Genomic DNA, 19,045 nt, shown 5'->3' on the forward strand with positions numbered 1-19,045 from the left:
GGCGGCTACTCCGCCCGGTGAGGCTCCGTGACGAATACGGCGATGTTCGCCGTTCCCAGCGCCAGCACGCAGGCAAGCGCCTGCCATGCGATGCCGTAGGAACCCGTCGTATCGACAATATACCCGAACGTGGGGGTACCCACCACGGTTCCCAGTGCGTTGATCGTGATCATGAGACCCAGTGCCATCCCTGTCCGAGACTGCCCCGCGATCTCGCTGATGAGGGAATAGGAGACACCTTGGTAGCCGATCATGCTGAACCCGCCGAGAAAGGTCAACGGCACGAGGACAGACGGCGGGACCCCCTCGTCGAGCGCGCTCAACCCCGCGCACAGGACCACGGAGATGACGCCGATGAGCACCAGCACGACCTTGCGCCTGCCGCCGTAGAGGCGATCGCTCACCGTGCCCCAGCCCACCCGGCCGAGCACGGCTCCGCCCTGGGTGATGGACAACCACTGGCTGGCGTGGACGGTCGAGAACGCGAGCCGCTCCTTGAGGAACAAGGGCAGGTAGGTCAGCAGCGACATCTGGCCGATGAGCAGCAGCGCCGTGCCGCAGCTCACGGCCAGCAGGCTTCGGAGGGGCAGCGGCGGACTCGCGGCCGCGCCGGTTCGGACGCTGTTCGTTCGATCCGCATCGTCGGGCTCGCGCCAGAGGAACCAGAAAGCCACGCCGAAGAGCACGTTCACCACTCCCATCCCGGCCAGGGCCGCGCGCCAGCCGAAAGCCGCGGCCAGGGGCGCGCCCACCAGCGCGGTGAGCACCCCGCCACCGGGGACGCCGGTCTGCTTGATGCCCATGGCCGTGGCGCGCTGGCGGTGGAACCACATCAACACACCCTTGGTGGAGGCGGGATTGAGGAAGCTGTAACCCAGGCCGGTGAGCAGGAAGCACGCGAACGCCCAGCCGAAGGACTCGGTCGAGGAGGCGAACAGGACCGCCGTGCCGGCGAACACGTGGCCGATGAAGGAGGCCCGGCGCACGCCGAGGCGGTCGCTCAACCAGCCGGCGGTGAAAGAAAAGCCCGCCATGCCGATGTAGAAGGCGGTGAAGAAGAGTCCCACCTGGGCGCGGGTCAGACCCAGCTCGTCCTGGTAGAACGGCGCGAAGGTGTTGATGCCGTATTGCGCCGACGCCCCGATGACGTGGGTGACGGTGACCAGGGTGAGGATGAACAGGGAGTGAGTCATCGGCTTCCGGCGGCAACACAACGATGCCGGACGGAGATGTGGTCGGACTAGGCCAGGATCCCGGCGGCGGCCCGCAACGCCAGGAGATAGCTCCGGGCCCCGAAGCCCGCGATCTGCCCGACCGCGACATCGGCGATGAGCGACGTGTGCCGGAACGCTTCGCGCTTGTAGATGTTGGAGAGGTGCACCTCGATCACCGGCAATCCGCACGCGGCCAGGGCGTCACGCAGCGCGATGCTCGTATGCGTGTACGCGCCGGCATTGATGATCACCGCGCCGAAGGCCGCGGCGCCGGCCTGTTGCACCCAGGTGACCAGTTCGCCCTCGTGGTTGGACTGTCGAGACTCCACGGCGACATCCAGTTCCGCGGCCAGGGAGGCCACTCGGGCGTCGATGTCCGCCAGTGTGTCGCGGCCGTAGATCTCCGGCTCCCGCGACCCGAGCAGGTTCAGGTTGGGTCCGTGGAGGACCAGGATCTTGGTATCGGACATGGCCGTGAACTCCCGAAGCTGGCGCGAGTGACTATTGGTGACGCAACACGAGTATCCCGAGCGGACGGCCGGGCGAGGATCAAAGGCCGGCGGCCAGCTCCCTGACGATCTCATCCGGGGAAAACCACTGGAAGCGCGTCCCGCCGATGCCGTCGCACAAGACGAACTTGATCTTGCCCGCGTGGGACTTCTTGTCGAGCGCCATGCCGGCGATGAGGTCGTCCAGGGCGATGTCGTCCGGGATGCGCCAAGGCAGGCCCGCCCCGCGCACCAGCGCCTCGATGCGCCGCAGCTCGGCGGCGCTGCACAGGCCCTGTCCCGCGGACAACGCCGCCGCCTGGATCATGCCGACGGCCACGGCCTCGCCGTGAAGAAAGCGCTCGTACCCGGTAAAGGCCTCCAGCGCGTGGCCGATGGTGTGGCCGAAGTTCAGGATGGCGCGGCGGTCGGTCTCGCGCTCGTCCTGCTCCACCACCGCGGCCTTGATGCGGCATGACGCCGCCACCGCGTGTTCGACGGCGTTCGCGTCGATCCGCAGCAGCGCGTCCATCTCCCGTTCCAGGAAAGCGAAGAACGCCGCGTCCTCGATGATGCCGTGCTTGATGACCTCGGCGAGGCCCGCGGCGTACTCCCGCCGCGGCAGCGTGCGCAGGGTGTCCAGGTCGATGACCACCAGGCGCGGCTGGTGAAAGGCGCCGATGAGGTTCTTGCCCTGCTCGTGGTTGACCGCGGTCTTGCCGCCCACGCTGGCGTCCACCTGCGCCAGCAACGTCGTGGGGATCTGCACGTAGCCGATGCCGCGCAGGAACGTGGCCGCGGCGAACCCGGTGACGTCGCCGATGACCCCGCCGCCCAGGGCGATGAGAGTGGCGCTCCGGTCGAAACGGTGCTCCACCAGGGCATCGTAGATCAATCCCAGGGACGCCGTGTTCTTGTGCCCCTCGCCTTCCGGAATCAGCACCGTCGCGGTTTCGTAGCCCGCGTTCTCCAGAGATTCCCGGACCTGGTCCCCGTAGAGCCCGGCCACCGGCGGGTTGGACACGATGCCCACGCGGCCGTTGATGCCGCGAGCCTTCATGATCTCGCCCACGCGGGAAAGGAGTCCTGTGCCCAGCTCGATGGGATAGGAGCGCTCTCCCAGGTTGACGGTTACGGTCTGCATAGCTGTTGCCGGATGCGTTGCACCACCTGCTCGACGGTCAGGTCGTCGGTGTCCACCACGAGGTGCGCCTGGGCATAGATGCTCTCCCGTTGCGCCGAGAGCTCCTCGATCCGCTTGAGCTTCATCGCTTCGGCCTGTTCCGCGGAGGTGGCCCGGGCGCCGGCGGCGTCGCCCTGGGGCGGCGCGCCGCCTCCCTGCAGCAGCGGCCGGTCTCCGCTTCCCCTTGTCCTGTCCAGCACGGTCAGGGGCGAAACCCTGAGCCAGACGAGCAGGCTGCGATCCTTGAGCCGTGCCCGGCTGTCCGGATCCACCACCGCGCCCCCACCCAGGGCGATGACCTGTCCCGCGCCGTCCAGCACCTCTCCGAGGGCAGCCTTCTCGCGCTCCCGGAAATAAGCCTCTCCACGACGGGCAAAGATCTCACGGACGCGGGTGCCTTCGCCTGCCTCGATGACCGCGTCCAGATCCACGAACGGCCACTCCAGGCATCGCGCCAAGCTTCGGCCCACGACGGTCTTGCCCGCGGCCATGAAACCCGTCAGGGCGATGTTCGCGTGCTCCTTCGTCATGTCCGGCGTGTCCCGGCGCGACGGTACCGCGGTACCCGGAGCTCAGAGGCTCTTGATCTGGTCAAGGTAGCCGTCGTAGTTGCGGGTGATTTCCGCCAGCGAGTCCCCGCCGAACTTCTCCAGGAACGCCCGCGCCAGCTCGAAGGAGACGATGGCCTCGCCGATGACGGCGGCCGCGGGCGCGGAGCACACGTCCGAGCGTTCCACCGACGCATCCTCGGGCTGCTTGGTGTCGAGGTTCACCGACTGGAGCGGGCTCATGAGGGTGGAAATGGGCTTCATCGCTACCCGCACGACCAAGGGGGCGCCGGTGGTCATGCCGCCTTCGAGTCCGCCCGCGTTGTTGCTGCCGCGATAGAAGTTGGTGGGCTGCATGCGCGGCTTCGCGTCCGAGATCATGTGCTGCGGGTCGAAGAATATCTCGTCGTGCACTTCCGCCCCGCGCCGCCGCGCGATGTCGAAGCCGCGGCCGATCTCCACGCCCTTCATGGCCTGGATGCTCATGAGACTCTGGGCGAGCCGGCCGTCGAGCTTGCGGTCCCAGTGGACGTGGCTTCCCAGACCCGGAGGCACGCCGGTGGCGACCACCTCGAAGACACCGCCCAAGGTGTCGCCTTCCTTCTTGCACTGGTCGATGAGCTCGATGGCCTTCTTCTCGGCCTCGGGGTCCGCCATGCGCACCGGCGAGTTCTCCGCCAGCTCGAAGATCTCGTCGTAGCTCTTCCCCTCGATGTCGGCCTCGATGCCGCCGAGGGAACGAAGGTAACCCCGCACCTGCACGGAGAAGGGCTCGACGAGCTGCCTGCAGAAGGAGCCCACCGCCACCCGCGACACGGTCTCCCGGGCGCTGGCGCGCTCCAGGATGTTGCGGATGTCGGAATGGCCGTACTTGAGGACGCCGGTCAGGTCCGCGTGGCCCGGGCGCGGCTTCTTGACCGCAATGGCCTGTCCCTCATCCTCCGCGTACGGGGACATCTTTTTGGTCCAGTTCTTCCAGTCGCGGTTGTCGATGCCGAAGGTGACGGGCGAGCCCAGGGTCTTCCCCCAGCGGAGGCCCGAGCGCACCTGCACCTCGTCCTTTTCGATCAGCATGCGGCCGCCCCGGCCGTAGCCCTGTTGACGCCGCCAGAGATCGTGGTTGACCTTCTCGATATCGATGTCGAATCCCGCCGGCACCCCCTCGATGATGGTGGTGAGGCACGGGCCGTGGGACTCGCCGGCAGTGAAATAACGCAACATGCCTGGAATCTTAGCCGAAATGCTTGGCTCCGGCCAGCGCGCACGGACTTTACGAACCGTCATTCCCGCGGAACAGGCTGTGTCAAACGTTGTCCGGACAAGAATTGGCGCCAACCCCCCGGAGTCGTCATTCCCGCGGAAGCGGGAATCCAGGGGTGGAGAGGGGCGTATGGGAAGCGGGAATCCAGGGGGGGTCAGGGCAGATAGCGGACGGCTCAGCGCCGTGCGGCGGTTTCGAGCCGCACCAGGGCGCGTTGCAGCGCCGCGCGGGCGGCGGACAGCGCCTCTTCGTCGGTGGCGTCGGTCTCCTCGAGGGCGGTCTCGGCGCGGGCACGGGCGGTCTCGGCCCGGGCGGTGTCGATCTCGTCGGGGAACTCGGCCGCGTCGGCCAGCACCGTGACCACGTTCTCGAGCACCTCGGCGTAGCCCCCGGCCAGGGTGACCACCGTGGTGGAGCCACCCTGCTTGTAGCTGAGCCGGCCGATGTCCAGCGTGGTCATGAGCGCCGCGTGGTCCGGCAGGATACCGAGCTGGCCGAGGGGGCCGGGCGCGGTCAACTCGTCCACCCGCTCTTCCAGCACCAAGCGCACGGGCGTGACCACCCTGAGTGAGATGTCGCCGGCCATGATCTACTCGCTCGCGAGCCTGCGCCCCTTCTCGATGGCGCTTTCCATGGTGCCCACCATGTAGAAGGCCTGCTCGGGCAGGTCGTCGTGCTCGCCGGCGACGATGGCCTTGAAGCCCTCGATGGTGTCCTTGAGCTCGACGTACACGCCCGGGGTGCCCGTGAACACCTCGGCCACGTGGAAGGGCTGCGACAGGAAACGCTGCACCTTCCGCGCCCGGGACACCGTGAGCTTGTCCTCCTCGGACAACTCGTCCATGCCCAGGATCGCGATGATGTCCTGCAGATCCTTGTAGCGCTGGAGAATGGCCTGCACCTGCCGCGCCACGTCGTAGTGTTCGTCGCCCACCACACGGGGGTCGAGAATGCGCGAGGTGGAGTCCAGCGGATCCACGGCCGGGTAGATGCCCAGCTCGGCGATCTGCCGCGACAGCACCGTGGTGGCGTCCAGGTGGGAGAAGGTGGTGGCCGGCGCCGGGTCGGTGAGGTCGTCGGCGGGCACGTAGATGGCCTGCACCGACGTGATCGAGCCCTTGCGCGTGGAGGTGATGCGTTCCTGCAGCTCACCCAGGTCGGTGGCAAGGGTAGGCTGGTAACCCACGGCGGCCGGCATGCGACCCAGCAGCGTGGAGACCTCCGAGTTGGCCTGGGTGAAACGGAAGATGTTGTCGATGAAGAGCAGGACGTCCCGGCCCTCTTCGTCCCGGAAGTGCTCGGCCATGGTCAGGGCCGACAGCGCCACGCGCGCGCGGGCGCCGGGCGGTTCGTTCATCTGCCCGTACACGAGCGTGGTCTTGTCGATGACGCCGGACTCCTTCATCTCAAGCCAGAGGTCGTTTCCTTCACGGGTGCGCTCGCCCACGCCGCCGAACACGGAGTAGCCGCCGTGTTTCATGGCCAGGTTGTTGATGAGCTCCATGAGGATGACGGTCTTGCCGACGCCGGCGCCGCCGAACAGGCCGACCTTGCCGCCGCGGGCGTAGGGTGCCAGCAGGTCCACGACCTTGATGCCGGTCTCGAACGCCTGGACCTGGGTCACCTGGTCCTCGAAGGGCGGCGCGTCCCGATGGATGGGAGACCGCTTTTCCGCCTCCACCGGCGGGCCTTCGTCCACGGGCTCGCCGACGACGTTCAGGATGCGTCCCAGGGTCTTCTCGCCCACGGGTACGCTGATGCCGGCCCCCGTATCCATGGCGTCCATGCCGCGCACGAGCCCCTCGGTGGCGTCCATGGCGATGCAACGGACCGTGTTCTCGCCCAGATGCTGGGCCACTTCCAGAACGAGGTTCCACTCGCGTTCGTCGATGGCCGGGTTGCTGAGCTTGATGGCGTTGTAGATCGGCGGCAGTTGGCCGTCGGAGAACGCGACGTCGACGACCGCGCCCAGCACCTGCGTGATCTTGCCCATTCTCACGGCCGGCACTTCCGCCGGGGTCTCGGTTTTCATCGTTTTCCCTGCCTCACGGCCACGCTTGCGCGGAGACCGTCCCTTCGTGACAGCCATGGCTGCTCCTCATTCTTGATTGTCGGCTCGGTCAAAGGCAGACCTTTCGCCGTTGCCTTAGTGCCCCGTGGCCCGTGTTCTTCGTTCACGGGAGTCACGTGCGCGGGGTCGAAACCCGTCTCCACACGTCAGCCCAGCGCCTCTGCCGTTGAAACCACTTCCAGCAGCTCCGTGGTAATGGCCGCCTGCCGCGCCCGGTTCATCTGGAGCGTCAGGAGGCTGATCAGGTCGGAAGCGTTGCTGGTGGCGGACTCCATGGCGGTCATGCGGGCGCCGTGTTCGCCCGCGACGGCCTCGAGCAGGGCCTGGTAGATCTGCACCTCCACGCTCTTGGGCAGCAGGTTGGAGAGCAGGTCGCCGATGCCCGGCTCGAGCAGGTACTCGGTCAGGTGCTGGTCCTCGTCGACCTTGGCGGGCGCCACGGGGAGGAGACGGGCCACGGTCGGCTTCTGCGACAGGGCCGAGTGGAACTCGCTGTACAGGATGTACGCGCCGTCCGACTCGCCCCGCAGGTAGCGGCCGATGAAGCGGCCGGCCGCGGCCGCCGCGATCTCCTCCGGCGGCGCATTCCACGTCACCGGGGAGTCGTCCATGGGGCTCCTGCCGCGACGGCGGTAGAAGTCCGCGCCCTTGCGCCCGACGAACCTGAACGACACTTCCTGCTCCGGATGATCCTGGAGAAAGTTCTGCGCCAGGCGGAAAAGGTTGCTGTTGTAGCCGCCGCACAGGCCGCGATCGGTGGTGACGAAGACCGCGTCGATACGCTTCTCCTCGCGCGCGACCAGCAGCGGATGACTGTCCTCGGCGACCCGCGCGGACAGGTTGGCCAGGAGTTCCCGCATCTTCTCGGCGTACGGGCGCGACTCCACCGCGGCGTCGTGCGCCCGGCGCAGCTTGGCCGCCGCCACCATCTTCATCGCCTTGGTGATCTGCTGCGTGTTGCGGACCGAGGCGATGCGTTTTCTTATGTCCTTGAGGGAGGGCACTTACGCTTCGAACCGTTGGTTGAATTCCTGCAACGCCTTCTCGACCCGCGCCTTGACGTCGTCGTCGATCTGGCCCTTCTCGACGATGGCCGGCAACAGGTCCGGGTGTTTCGACTCCACGAACTCGAACAACTCGCTCTGGTATCGTTGCAGGTTCTCGGGAGCGACCTGGTCGACGAAGCCGTTGGTGCCGGCGTAGATGATGAGCACCTGCCGCTCCACCGGCATGGGCTCGTACTGCCCCTGCTTGAGGATCTCCACGAGCCGGCTGCCGCGGGCGATCTGCCGCTGGGTGGCGGCGTCAAGGTCCGAGCCGAACTGCGCGAACGCGGCCATTTCACGGTACTGGGCCAAGTCCAGCCGCAGCCCGCCGGCGACCTGTTTCATGGCGCGGATCTGTGCGTTGCCGCCGACACGGGAAACCGAGAGGCCGACGTTGATGGCCGGACGGACGCCCGAGTAGAAGAGGTCGGTCTCAAGGTAGATCTGGCCGTCGGTGATGGAGATGACGTTGGTGGGGACGTAAGCGGAGACGTCACCCGCCTGGGTCTCGATGATCGGCAGGGCCGTCAGCGAACCACCGCCCAGATCGTCGCTCAACTTGGCCGCGCGCTCCAGCAGCCGGGAGTGCAGGTAGAAGACATCGCCGGGGAAGGCCTCGCGTCCCGGCGGCCGGCGCAACAGCAGGGAGAGCTGCCGGTAGGCCACGGAGTGCTTGGAAAGGTCGTCGTAGATGGCTAGCGCGTGCTGGCCGTTGTCGCGGAAGTACTCGCCCATGGTGCAGCCGCTGTAGGGCGCGATGTACTGCAGCGGCGCGGACTCGGAGGCCGTGGCCGCCACCACGATGGTGTAATCCATGGCGCCGGCGCGCCGAAGCTCGTCCACCACAAGCGCGACCGTGGAACGCTTCTGGCCGATGGCCACGTAGATACAGGTGACGTCGCCGCCCTTCTGGTTGATGATGGTGTCGAGGCACACCGCGGTCTTGCCGGTCTGCCGGTCGCCGATGATCAGCTCACGCTGGCCCCGGCCGATGGGGATCATCGAATCGATGGCCTTGAGGCCCGTCTGCAGCGGCTGCGTGACCGGCTGGCGCGCGACGATGCCCGGCGCCTTGATCTCGACCCGGCGCCGTTGATCGGTCTCGATGGGTCCGCGTCCATCAAGGGGCTCGCCGAGCGGAGAGACCACCCGGCCGCGCAGGGCGTCACCCACGGGCACCTCGACGATGCGGCCCGTGCGGCTGACCCGGTCGCCTTCCTTGATCAGGTGCGAGTCCCCGAACAGCGCGGCGCCGACGTTGTCCTCCTCGAGGTTCAACGCCATGCCGTACACGTCGTTGGGAAACTCCAGCAACTCGCCCGCCGCCGCGTTGTCCAGACCGTAGATACGCGCGATGCCGTCGCCGGTGGACAGCACCGTGCCCACTTCCTCGACCTTGACGGCCTTGTCGTAGTCTTCGATCTGTTTCTTGATGATGCTGGTTATCTCGGCGGTGCCGATTTCCATGGCTGGCTCCCTTGGACTGTTTAGTAGGTCCTCTCGATGTTCTGCCTGAGGCTGTGAAGCTGGGTGCGCACGCTCCCGTCATAGACCTTGCCGCCTACCTCGACGATGATGCCGCCGAGTATGGACAGATCCAGTTCCTCGGTGAGGACGGCGGTCTTGCCGGTCATGCCACTCACCACGGACCCGAGGCTCTCGCGCTGCTCGTCGGCCAGGGGCTGGGAGACGAGGACCTTGGCGTTGACGCGTCCGCGCGCCTCGTCCAGCAGGCTGTGGTAATGGCTCGCTATGGACGCAAGCCCGTCCATCCGTTCCCGCGTCAACAGCAGCAAGACGAAGTGGGTGGTCAGATCGGACAGTCCCATCCGTCCGGCCAGTTCGGCGACGATCTGCTTGCGTCGCTCCACGTCGAAGGCGGGGTTGCCCAGCACATGCCTGAGTTCGGGGTGCGCGTACACCTTGAGAAATCCGTCGATTTCCGCTGCGACGGCTTCCTCCCGGCCGGCGGCGAGCTCGAAGATCGCCCTGGCATAGCGGCGGCTGATCTTTCCTGCAGTCATCGGTTATAGACTTGGTGTGGTGTCCTCTCGGCTGTCCGCGGAGCGACTCCGTTGCGCCGCGGCATCGCGGCGGGTTTCCCGGCTCGGCGTCAAAGCTCCTGGATCTGCTCGGAGAAGCTTTGCACCATGCGATCCTGGTCGGCGGCGGCCATGTGCTGCCGGAGCAGCCGTATCGCGGCTGCCTCGGCCTGGGAGGCCATCTCGGCGCGGATCTGCTGGCGCGCCATCTTGACCTCCTGCTCCGCCAGAAAGTCCGCGTCGGCCATCAGCTTGGCGGAGGACTCCTCGGCTTCGGCCACGATCCGTGCACGTTCGCGCTCGCCCTCGGCCCTCAGCCCAGCCCGTATCCGATCGCACTCCTCGTCGAGAACCTTCAATAATTCCTGATAGCTCCGAACGTATCCGTCGGCCTCTGCCTTGGCCTTCTGGGCCGTATCCACCGCGGCGATCATGCCTTCGCGCCGCTGCTTGAGATGGTCTCTGATGATCGGAAGGCCGAAGCGCTTGACCAGATACGCGAAGATCAGGAAGTTGATCAGCGGGAAGATGAGTTCGGTAATGGACGGCACATGGGCCTCGCCGCCGGTCGCGGCCCACGCCACGGACACGAACATTTCGCTTACGACGGTCATGACAGCCTCCGCCCCAGCACCTTCTCCGCCATCTCTTCCGCTAGCGCCTCGGCGTTGCTCGCAGCGACCACGCGCGCCGCGTCCATCTCCTTGCGAACTTCTTCGCGAATCTCCTGGATCTTTTGCGTCGCCGCGTCACGCCCCTGTGACAGGATGACGTTGCGTGCCCTGAGCGCTTCTTCCCGGATCTCGCCCTTGATGGCTTCCCCTTCCGCCCGCGCCTTGGCGATGGCGGCGTCGTACTGTTCCTGCAGCGCCTTGCCTTCGTCGGACAAGGTACGCGCCTCCGCGTGCGCGCCCTCCGTCCGGCGCTCCCGCTCCGCCATCAGACGCCCCACCGGCCCGAAGAGCACGCGGCGCAGAATGCTCCACAGGATCAGGAACAGGACGATTTGGACCACCAAGGAAAAGTCTACGCTGATCATGCTACGCGTTGGGTTGCTGAAAACACCGGACGCGGACCAACAGCCCGGGCCGTCCGGAGTTCTGAGATGGCGTGAACCGAATGCCGTCAGGCGGCGTGTCGTTCCCTTTCCACGTTGGCCGGTAGCGTCTCGCCGTGACCACGGCCCGAAGCCCCCGGCAAAGGAAAAGCCCCGATAATCCCACTAGTTACACGAAACACGGCCCAAACGGACCGTGCTTGATGGATCGGCGCGTGCAGCCGGAGGGAGGCGAACCTCATTCAACTGCCTGCCACGGCAGTGGTCTATAACATCCGAGCCTGACCTTGTCAAAGCGTGGACCGCATGACCCGGTTTCTCACTAGCCCTTGCCCATCACCATGTCCGTGATCCGTCCCAGGTCGTCCTGCGAGTAGTACTCGATCTCCAGCTTGCCCTTGCCGTCGCGCGCGCGGTGCATGAGCCGGACACGGGTGCCGAGGCGGCGCTGCAGGGTTTCGACCAGATTTGCGAGGTCGGGGTCCAGTCGATGCTCGGTCTTGGGGCGTTTTTCACTCTTGAGCCGCTTCACCAAGGCTTCGGTCTCGCGCGTGGACAGGTCCTTGGCCATGACTTCACGCACCGCTGCCGCGAGCATGGCGCGGTTTTCCAGGGCGAGGAGCGCACGGGCCTGGCCGGCGGGCAACTCACCGCGGGCCACGTGTTGCTTGATGTCGTCGGGCAGCGACAGAAGTCGCAGCGAATTCGCCACCGCGGAACGACTCCTGCCGACCTTTCCGGCGACCTGTTCCTGGGTCAGGTTGAACTGTTCCTGCAACTCGGCGAAAGCGGCGGCTTCCTCGATGGGATTCAGGTCCTCGCGCTGAAGGTTCTCGATCAACGCCAGGAGGAGGGTGTTCGGATCTACGGTTTCATGAATGATTACAGGTACTTCCGGGAGTCCCAAGCGCTGGGCCGCGCGCAGGCGGCGTTCGCCGGCGATGAGCTCGTAGCCGTTGGAGCTCGTGCGCACGACGAGGGGTTGCAGGATGCCGCTGTCCTCGATGGATCTTGCCAGCTCGTCGATCCTGGCCTCGTCGAAGATCCGCCTGGGTTGATTCGGATTGGGGATGATCAAGGAGGGATGCACCGTCATCGGCCCAGGCTCCGGGGCGGATTCCCGGACCGTCGGGGTGCTCTTCGGCAGCAGGGCGTCAAGACCCCGGCCCAGTCTAGGCTTCTGCATGCGTGGACTCCTTCCGACGATCCATTACTTCGGCCGCAAGGCCCAGGTAACCCTGTGCCCCCTTGGACCGGGGGTCGTACAGCAGGGCGGGCCTGCCGTGGCTTGGACTCTCGCTCAGGCGGACGTTCCGGGGGATGATGGTCTGAAACAACTGTTCAGGAAAATGGTCGCGGACATCCGCCGCTACCTGCGCCGATAGATTGCTGCGGGCGTCGTACATGCAGAGAACGATCCCCTCAAGCTGCAACTTCGGATTGTACGCGTCCTGGATACGCTTCATCGTATCAAGAATGGCGCTGAGGCCTTCCAGGGCATAGTACTCGCACTGAAGCGGCACCAACAGGGAGTCCGCCGCGACCAAGGCGTTGAGGGTGAGCAAACCCAGGGAAGGGGGACAATCCAGCAGAATGTAATCGAACCGGTTTTTTACTGTCTCCAGGGCGTCCCGGAGCCGGCCGAAACGGTCTTCCATGTCCATCAACTGCAACTCGGCGCTCACCAAGTCACGGTCGGCCGGCAAGAGGAACAAAAGGGGCAGTTCCGTTGCGCATAGCGCCTCGGTGGCGAAGCAGTCCTCGATCATCACGTCGTAGATGCTCTTGTTGAGAGCCCCGCGGTCGACCCCGAACCCCGTGGTGGTGTTCCCTTGGGGATCCATGTCCACCAAAAGGGTGCGTTTGGTCGCGACCGCCAGGGAGGCGCCAAGATTCACGGCCGTGGTGGTCTTACCGACCCCGCCCTTCTGATTGGCTATGGCGATTATCCTGCTCAAAACTCTTTAATATTCAATGGGTTAAGAGATTTCCGGGTACTCCGGGAATGTAACACGCCAAGACTTCGAAAGGAAGTGTAGCGCATGTTTCACGTGAAACAATGACCTCGGGACGAAGCGAAAGAGAGTGCGTCTCCCCTACACCTTCTTGAAGGTAAGCACGGTCCTTTGCTCGCTCCCGAATGGGAGAGAGAATCGAACGGTCCGGCCTTCGTCGAATCCATGGCGGGAAAGGAAGCCGCGAAGGTCATCCAAGACGGAGGGGCCCTTGGGGCCTTGCATGAGAACGCCCGTACCGTTCGGACCGAGAAGTCGGCCGCTTGCCTTTACGAAGCCGGGGATATCGGAGAACCCGCGGGTGACGGTTTCCATTATCGGGGGCAGGCCTTCGGTAGGCAGGTCCTCGGCACGACTCTCGATGACGTGGGCATTCGTCAAGTCGAGTTCCCGAATAACGTGTCGCAGAAAATTCGCACGTTTGCGGCGCGGTTCGACCAGATATACCGGCTTCTCCGGTGAAACAAGCTTGATGGGGATCCCCGGGAAACCCGCTCCGCTGCCGATGTCCACGATTGCGTCGGTATGACTCAAGAGCGGCACGACCGCGAGGGAGTCAAGGAAATGCAGTCGAATGACCAGCGGGTCTTCACGAATCGCGGTGAGGTTGAGTCGGGCGCCCCATACGGACAGTAGAGATCGATAGCTGGCGAAGCCGGCGACCTGTTGAGTTGACAACGCCAGATCGAAGGATCTCGCGCCGTCGATCAAGAGTTGCTCTGCGCTGGAGAGTTCTTTGCAGGGCACCGGTCACCACACCTGGTTGCAGGCACCGTGGAGAGGTCTCGTGTCTTGCCGCCACGAAGAAGCTTGTGGCGCAAGACACGAGGCCTCCCCTCAACCGGCCTTCAACTTGTAGAGATACAGCGAAAGCACCGAGATGGCGGCCGGGGTGACCCCCGCGATCCTGTAGGCTTGGCCGAGAGAGCGTGGCCGTACGTGTGTGAGCTTTTCCTTGATCTCGCGCGACAACCCGTCGATGGTTGCGTAATTGAGGTCCACCGGAAGGGCCACGTTCTCCAGCTTCTGAAACCGCTTCAATCCCTGTGCCTGGCGATCCACGTAACCACTGTATTTTGTTGACACTTCCACCTGCAGGGCCACATCGGATGGCACCTCCGTCACATCGGCGTCGAAGGCCTGCAGGTCCGCGAACGTAATCTCCGGACGACGGAGGAGTTGCGCCAACGGCGTGATGTTGCGAATGGGCGCCGTTCCCAGGCTCTTGAGTTGTTCCTGGACGGCTGGCGACGGATTGACGCGGATGGTTTCCAGTTTCCCGGTCCACTCCGCGATCTGTTGCTGCTTTCGGACCGTGCGATCGTGGGCCGTTGGAGTGGCCAATCCGATGCGAGAGCCCAAGTCGGTAAGCCGAAGGTCCGCGTTGTCCTCCCGAAGCAGGAGCCGGTATTCGGCCCTGGAAGTGAACATCCGGTAGGGCTCCCCGTCCGTCCCCTTGGTGACCAAGTCGTCGATCAGGACGCCGATATACGCCTGGTCACGGGAAAGAATGAGCGGCTCTTCGCCCCTGAGGCTGAGACACGCATTGATGGCCGCCATAAGGCCTTGACTGGCGGCCTCCTCATATCCGGTGGTTCCGTTGATCTGCCCGGCCAGGTACAGACCGCCAATGGCCTTCGTCTCCAGACTCGGCTTCAGTTGAGTGGGCTCCACGTAGTCGTACTCGATAGCGTAGCCCGGCCGCATGATCTCCGCGTTTTCAAGACCTTGGATGCTGTGCACCATTTCCACCTGGACGTCGAGCGGGAGGCTCGTGGAGATGCCGTTAGGATAGACCTCGACCGTGTCGTACCCCTCGGGTTCCAGGAAGATCTGGTGGCGCTGCTTGTCCGCGAAACGTACGACCTTGTCCTCGATGGAGGGACAATAGCGCGGTCCCCGGCTCTGAATCACCCCCGAGTACATGGGCGAACGGTGAATGGCCGCCCGAATGATGTCGTGTGTCGACGGGTTGGTGTAGGTAACGTGGCAGGGGACCTGCTTCTGCTCGATCCGCGCCGTGCCGAACGAAAACGGCACGGGGTTCTCGTCTCCATGCTGAATATGCAGCTTGGAGTAGTCGATGGAATCGGCGTGCAAACGTGGACAAGTGCCGGTTTTCAGGCGTCCCAGGCGCAAACCGAGCTCGCTCAAGGACTTGCTGAGTCCCTGCGCGGCGAAATCCCCGGCTCGACCCCCCGAATAGTTGCGGTCGCCGACGTGGATCAACCCCTGCAGGAAGGTTCCGGTGGTCAAGATCGTCCTCTTGCCTTCGAACACCTCTCCGATCTGGGTCTCCACGCCTACGACTTCGCCATCGCGGCATACCAGCCGTTCCACGCTGGCTTGTTTGAGGATGAGGTTCTCACACCGCTCTACTACCCGTTTCATCCGCTGGCGGTAGAGCGCCTTGTCCGCTTGGGCGCGGGATGCCCTGACCGCCGGCCCCTTCCTGGTGTTCAGCACGCGAAACTGGATGCCGGTCTCGTCGATGGCCCGGGCCATCTCGCCGCCAAGCGCATCGATTTCCTTGACCAAGTGGCCCTTTCCGATGCCTCCGATGGCCGGATTGCAGGACATCTGGCCGATATGGTCCAGGTTGAGCGTCAACATCAACGTGTCGAAACCCATGCGTGCGGCCGCCAACGCGGCTTCGATGCCTGCGTGCCCGGCGCCTACGACGATGACGTCATAGATTCTGCCGGCTCCTCCCAGCGATTGTTTCACGTGAAACATCCTTTGCTGAATGACTTGGGACGACACCGATTGTGACAAATTGTGTGTCCGACTTCCACGCTCTAACCATGGTGCCTGCGGAACTGTTCGGCGGCCCTCGACTTCGCTTCGCTCAGGCCGAACGGGGCCGTGGCACCTCATCGGCACTTGGTGCCGGAGCTCCCGCGCTACTTGCCGATGCAGAACTGCGAAAAAATACGGTCGAGGATGTCCTCATTGGTCACGGTACCGATGATCTCCTCAAGACTGTCCCGCGCCTCCTGCAGGTCCACGGCCACAATGTCGGGCGGAAGGCCCTGCTCGATGGCACGATGCACTTCCACAAGACTCTCCCTGGCCCGGTCCAGGGCCGCCTTGTGACGCACGTTCGTCACCACGATCTCCGGCTCCGCCGCCGAGTCCAGGAAACAGTCCCGCAGGGACTCTTTCAAATCGTCCAACCCCTGTCCCGTCAAAGCCGACACCGCCACCTGCCGCAGACCGGGGACACGGCCGGACACCGCCGTACGGTCGATGTGCTGCTCCAGGTCGCACTTGTTGACGACCACGAGGCCTGCCATTCCTCGCACCCGCTCCATCACGTCCATGTCTTCCGCGGCCAGCGCCGCCGACCCGTCGAGGACCAGCATGCATCCCTGGCTCTCGGCGAGCCGCTTCAACGTCACGTCGATGCCAATCTGCTCCACGCCCTCGGTCCTGTCCCGGATACCCGCCGTGTCCCACAGTACCACGGGCAAGCCGTTGAGGTTCACGGTCTCCTCGATGAAGTCACGTGTGGTCCCCGGCGTAGAGGTCACGATGGCTCGGTCAACCCCCAGCAGCGCGTTCAGCAGGCTCGACTTGCCGACGTTCGGCCGCCCCACGATGCACACCCGTACTCCCTCGCGGATCAAGCGGCCCCATTCGTAACTGTCGGCGAGGGAAGAAACCCTGGCGACGACCTCCGCGACCTTCCGGCCCAACGCCTCACGCTGCAGCAGCTCGATCTCTTCCTCCGGGAAGTCGATGGCCGCCTCCACCTGTACGAGCGTATCCACCAGTTCTTCGCGAAGAGACTGGACCTCCTGCGAAAGGCCGCCGTCCATCTGGCCCAGGGCGATCCCGGCGGCCTTGTCGGTACGTGACCGGATCAGATCCAGCACTGCCTCGGCCTGCGCCAAATCCAATCGACCATTCAAGAACGCTCTCTTGGTAAATTCCCCTGGGTCCGCGTGCCGCGCTCCGCGCCCGAGCGCCAGACCGAGCACCTGCCGCACCACGTACGGACCCCCGTGGCAATGGATCTCGACGGTGTCCTCGCCGGTATAGCTCCTGGGCTCCCGCAGGAAGGCAAACATCACCTCGTCCACCACGGCGCCGTTGCCGGGGTCCCGCACCCTCCCGTGATACAGGCGGTGTGATTCCCAGTCGGCGTCCTTCCGCGCAAGGATTTCCCGTCCGATGCGCTCGGCATCCGGTCCGCTCAAGCGCACCATCGCCACTCCCCCTTCGCCAGGGGGCGTCGCCACCGCCGCGATGGTATCCGCCCGGTACATCAGGAACGCCTCCGCTCTCCGCTCGCCTGCAACATTATATCCTATCCGGCGGCATCGTGCGTCCGCTTCGCCGTCCCGCCGACGACACCGGCGCCGCGTATTCGCCTATCCTGGAATACTGTGTTAGATACACCACTTAACGCCATGGAACGGACCACCGACGACCTCCGAGTCGAAACCCTGCGCCCACTGGTGCCGCCAATGATCCTGGTAAACGAGGAGCTGCCGATTACCGACCAGGCGACGGCCACGGTGACCAAGGCGCGGCACCAGATCGATAACATCCTCAACGGACAGGATGGGCGACTGCTGGTGATCGCGGGTCCCTGTTCCATTCACGATACGGATGCGGCTCTCGAGTACGCCGGCCGTCTCAAACGGGAAGCCGACCGCCTCGCCGACGACCTCTACATCATCATGCGCGTCTACTTCGAAAAGCCGCGCACCACGGTCGGCTGGAAGGGGCTGATCAACGACCCCAACCTCGACGGAAAGTTTAATATAAACAAGGGATTAAGGGTTGCCCGGGGGCTCTTGCTGGAGCTCGCGAACATGGGTGTGCCGGCGGGTTCCGAGTTCCTCGACACCATCAGCCCGCAGTTCACCGCCGACCTCGTCTCTTGGGGCGCCATCGGCGCCCGGACCGCGGAAAGCCAGGTCCACCGCGAGCTGGCCTCGGGCCTGTCGATGCCGGTGGGTTTCAAGAACGGCACCGGCGGCTCGATCCAGATCGCCATCGACGGCGTCCGCGCCGCGTGCCACCCGCACCATTTCCTCGGCGTCACCGATCAGGGAATCGCCGCGATCATCTCCACGTCCGGAAACGCAAGCTGCCACGTCATCCTGCGCGGCTCCAATGCCGGACCCAACTACGACCGCGGCGTGATCGACAAGACCGCGGAAACCCTGCGCGCCGCCGATCTGCCAAACCGCGTCCTCGTCGACTGCAGCCACGGCAACAGCCAGAAGGATTATCGGCGCCAGCCCGAAGTATGCGCCGACGTGTGCGCCCAAGTCGCCGCGGGTTCCGACAATATCTGCGGCGTGATGATGGAAAGCCACCTCGTCGCCGGCCGTCAGGACATCAAGCCCGACACCCCTCTCACCTACGGCCAGAGCGTCACCGACGCCTGCATCGACTGGGAAACCACCGTCCCCATGCTCGAAGACCTCGCCCGCGCCGCGGCGGCGCGGCGCGCGTAGCATCGTCGAACAGTTCCCGTCTCCGCCGCGCGATCGTTCCCGAGGAGCTTACAGGGCCACCTCCCGGCCTTCTTCCGACGCCTCCGTGATGGCGTCGACGAGCCGGTGCAAGTCCACGGCCGTATTGAAATCGGGCTCGCAGCCGGTGCCGTTGCGGATGGCCTCCCCAAATCTCACGTACATTTCGCCAACGTTCTTGGGTTCCTTATCCGGGGTCTCCGCCGGCGCGGTGACGTACTCGCCCGGCACCTCCAGCTCCTCGAGGCCGGACCCGCCGGCCTTGGCTCCCTGAAGGCGCACCGCCAGGAGTTGCGGCGTGTTGCCGGAGGAGGCCACCAGCGTGCCCTCGCGACCGTAGATCTCCATGCGGTAGCCGGACACGCTCCAGGGTACGGCGGCCACGTAGACCGAGGCCACCGCGCCGTTGGCCAACCGCCCGCTCACCAGCACGTTGTCCGGGGCGTCGACGTCGACGTAGCGTTGCGTGTCGGTCTCGTACCACTGCCGCGCCTGGGTGCTCACCACGGCGGACACGGAGCTGAAATCGCCCACGATGAAGCGCAGCGCATCGATGGTATGGCCCCCCGGGATGTTCAAGGTGCTGGCGCCCAGGGATTTGTCCTTCTGCCAGGTCCGGTCCGAGGGC

At 65.1% G+C, this 19,045-nt stretch carries 19 protein-coding genes; 1 reads left to right on the forward strand and 18 read right to left on the reverse strand.

Going from position 1 to position 19,045, the window contains the following annotated elements; all coding sequences use genetic code 11:
* Positions 1-5 precede the first annotated feature (5 nt).
* From OXF11_02980 to mnmE, 17 genes are all read right to left on the reverse strand, one after another.
* The gene (locus OXF11_02980; protein MCY4486064.1) at positions 6-1,193 is read right to left on the reverse strand and encodes an MFS transporter; all 1,188 of its coding nucleotides are present in this window, start codon (positions 1,191-1,193) and stop codon (positions 6-8) included.
* Between the two features lie 47 nt (positions 1,194-1,240).
* On the reverse strand, positions 1,241-1,684 hold the full coding sequence (aroQ, locus tag OXF11_02985) for a type II 3-dehydroquinate dehydratase (protein MCY4486065.1): 444 nt from the start codon (positions 1,682-1,684) through the stop codon (positions 1,241-1,243).
* A gap of 79 nt (positions 1,685-1,763) precedes the next feature.
* Positions 1,764-2,846: a 3-dehydroquinate synthase gene (aroB, locus tag OXF11_02990; GenBank protein MCY4486066.1), complete on the reverse strand. Its 1,083-nt coding sequence runs from the start codon at positions 2,844-2,846 to the stop codon at positions 1,764-1,766.
* Positions 2,834-3,415 carry a shikimate kinase gene (locus OXF11_02995; GenBank protein ID MCY4486067.1) on the reverse strand — a complete coding sequence of 194 codons (582 nt, stop codon included), beginning with the start codon at positions 3,413-3,415 and terminating at the stop codon, positions 2,834-2,836. The genes aroB and OXF11_02995 overlap by 13 nt, the downstream gene beginning before the upstream one ends.
* A gap of 42 nt (positions 3,416-3,457) precedes the next feature.
* The gene (gene aroC, locus OXF11_03000; protein ID MCY4486068.1) at positions 3,458-4,654 is read right to left on the reverse strand and encodes a chorismate synthase; all 1,197 of its coding nucleotides are present in this window, start codon (positions 4,652-4,654) and stop codon (positions 3,458-3,460) included.
* A gap of 215 nt (positions 4,655-4,869) precedes the next feature.
* Positions 4,870-5,280, reverse strand: coding sequence for a F0F1 ATP synthase subunit epsilon (locus OXF11_03005; GenBank protein MCY4486069.1), 411 nt, complete (start codon positions 5,278-5,280; stop codon positions 4,870-4,872).
* Positions 5,281-5,283: 3 nt separating this feature from the next.
* Positions 5,284-6,687, reverse strand: a complete 1,404-nt coding sequence (gene atpD / locus OXF11_03010) for a F0F1 ATP synthase subunit beta (GenBank protein MCY4486070.1) — start codon at positions 6,685-6,687, stop codon at positions 5,284-5,286.
* 224 nt (positions 6,688-6,911) lie between these two features.
* Positions 6,912-7,769, reverse strand: a complete 858-nt coding sequence (gene atpG, locus OXF11_03015) for an ATP synthase F1 subunit gamma (GenBank protein ID MCY4486071.1) — start codon at positions 7,767-7,769, stop codon at positions 6,912-6,914.
* Positions 7,770-9,278, reverse strand: coding sequence for a F0F1 ATP synthase subunit alpha (gene atpA / locus OXF11_03020; protein MCY4486072.1), 1,509 nt, complete (start codon positions 9,276-9,278; stop codon positions 7,770-7,772).
* A gap of 20 nt (positions 9,279-9,298) precedes the next feature.
* The gene (gene atpH / locus OXF11_03025) at positions 9,299-9,835 is read right to left on the reverse strand and encodes an ATP synthase F1 subunit delta (protein ID MCY4486073.1); all 537 of its coding nucleotides are present in this window, start codon (positions 9,833-9,835) and stop codon (positions 9,299-9,301) included.
* An 89-nt stretch (positions 9,836-9,924) separates the two neighbouring features.
* Positions 9,925-10,467, reverse strand: coding sequence for an ATP synthase F0 subunit B (locus tag OXF11_03030; protein MCY4486074.1), 543 nt, complete (start codon positions 10,465-10,467; stop codon positions 9,925-9,927).
* Positions 10,464-10,892, reverse strand: a complete 429-nt coding sequence (locus OXF11_03035) for an ATP synthase F0 subunit B (GenBank protein MCY4486075.1) — start codon at positions 10,890-10,892, stop codon at positions 10,464-10,466. Before OXF11_03035 ends, OXF11_03030 begins: the two co-directional genes overlap by 4 nt.
* Before the next feature lie 340 nt (positions 10,893-11,232).
* A complete protein-coding gene (locus OXF11_03040) occupies positions 11,233-12,096 on the reverse strand; it encodes a ParB/RepB/Spo0J family partition protein (protein MCY4486076.1) in 864 nt (287 codons plus the stop codon).
* Positions 12,083-12,868: an AAA family ATPase gene (locus OXF11_03045; protein MCY4486077.1), complete on the reverse strand. Its 786-nt coding sequence runs from the start codon at positions 12,866-12,868 to the stop codon at positions 12,083-12,085. The genes OXF11_03040 and OXF11_03045 overlap by 14 nt, the downstream gene beginning before the upstream one ends.
* Before the next feature lie 138 nt (positions 12,869-13,006).
* Positions 13,007-13,672 carry a 16S rRNA (guanine(527)-N(7))-methyltransferase RsmG gene (rsmG, locus tag OXF11_03050; GenBank protein MCY4486078.1) on the reverse strand — a complete coding sequence of 222 codons (666 nt, stop codon included), beginning with the start codon at positions 13,670-13,672 and terminating at the stop codon, positions 13,007-13,009.
* 90 nt (positions 13,673-13,762) lie between these two features.
* Positions 13,763-15,640 (reverse strand): tRNA uridine-5-carboxymethylaminomethyl(34) synthesis enzyme MnmG, encoded by a 1,878-nt coding sequence (mnmG, locus tag OXF11_03055; GenBank protein MCY4486079.1) that lies wholly within the window; start codon positions 15,638-15,640, stop codon positions 13,763-13,765.
* A gap of 188 nt (positions 15,641-15,828) precedes the next feature.
* Complete coding sequence (gene mnmE, locus OXF11_03060; protein ID MCY4486080.1) at positions 15,829-17,196, reverse strand: tRNA uridine-5-carboxymethylaminomethyl(34) synthesis GTPase MnmE; 1,368 nt, start codon at positions 17,194-17,196, stop codon at positions 15,829-15,831.
* Positions 17,197-17,340: 144 nt separating this feature from the next.
* On the opposite strand from mnmE, the gene OXF11_03065 reads away from it, so the two are divergent.
* Positions 17,341-18,399 carry a 3-deoxy-7-phosphoheptulonate synthase gene (locus tag OXF11_03065; protein MCY4486081.1) on the forward strand — a complete coding sequence of 353 codons (1,059 nt, stop codon included), beginning with the start codon at positions 17,341-17,343 and terminating at the stop codon, positions 18,397-18,399.
* Positions 18,400-18,447: 48 nt separating this feature from the next.
* Here OXF11_03065 and OXF11_03070 read toward each other — a convergent pair.
* The coding region (locus tag OXF11_03070; protein ID MCY4486082.1) for a Gfo/Idh/MocA family oxidoreductase at positions 18,448-19,045 on the reverse strand (598 nt) is incomplete at its 5' end.

Source organism: Deltaproteobacteria bacterium (assembly GCA_026712905.1).
Taxonomy (GTDB): Bacteria; Desulfobacterota; Binatia; order UBA9968; family JAJDTQ01; genus JAJDTQ01.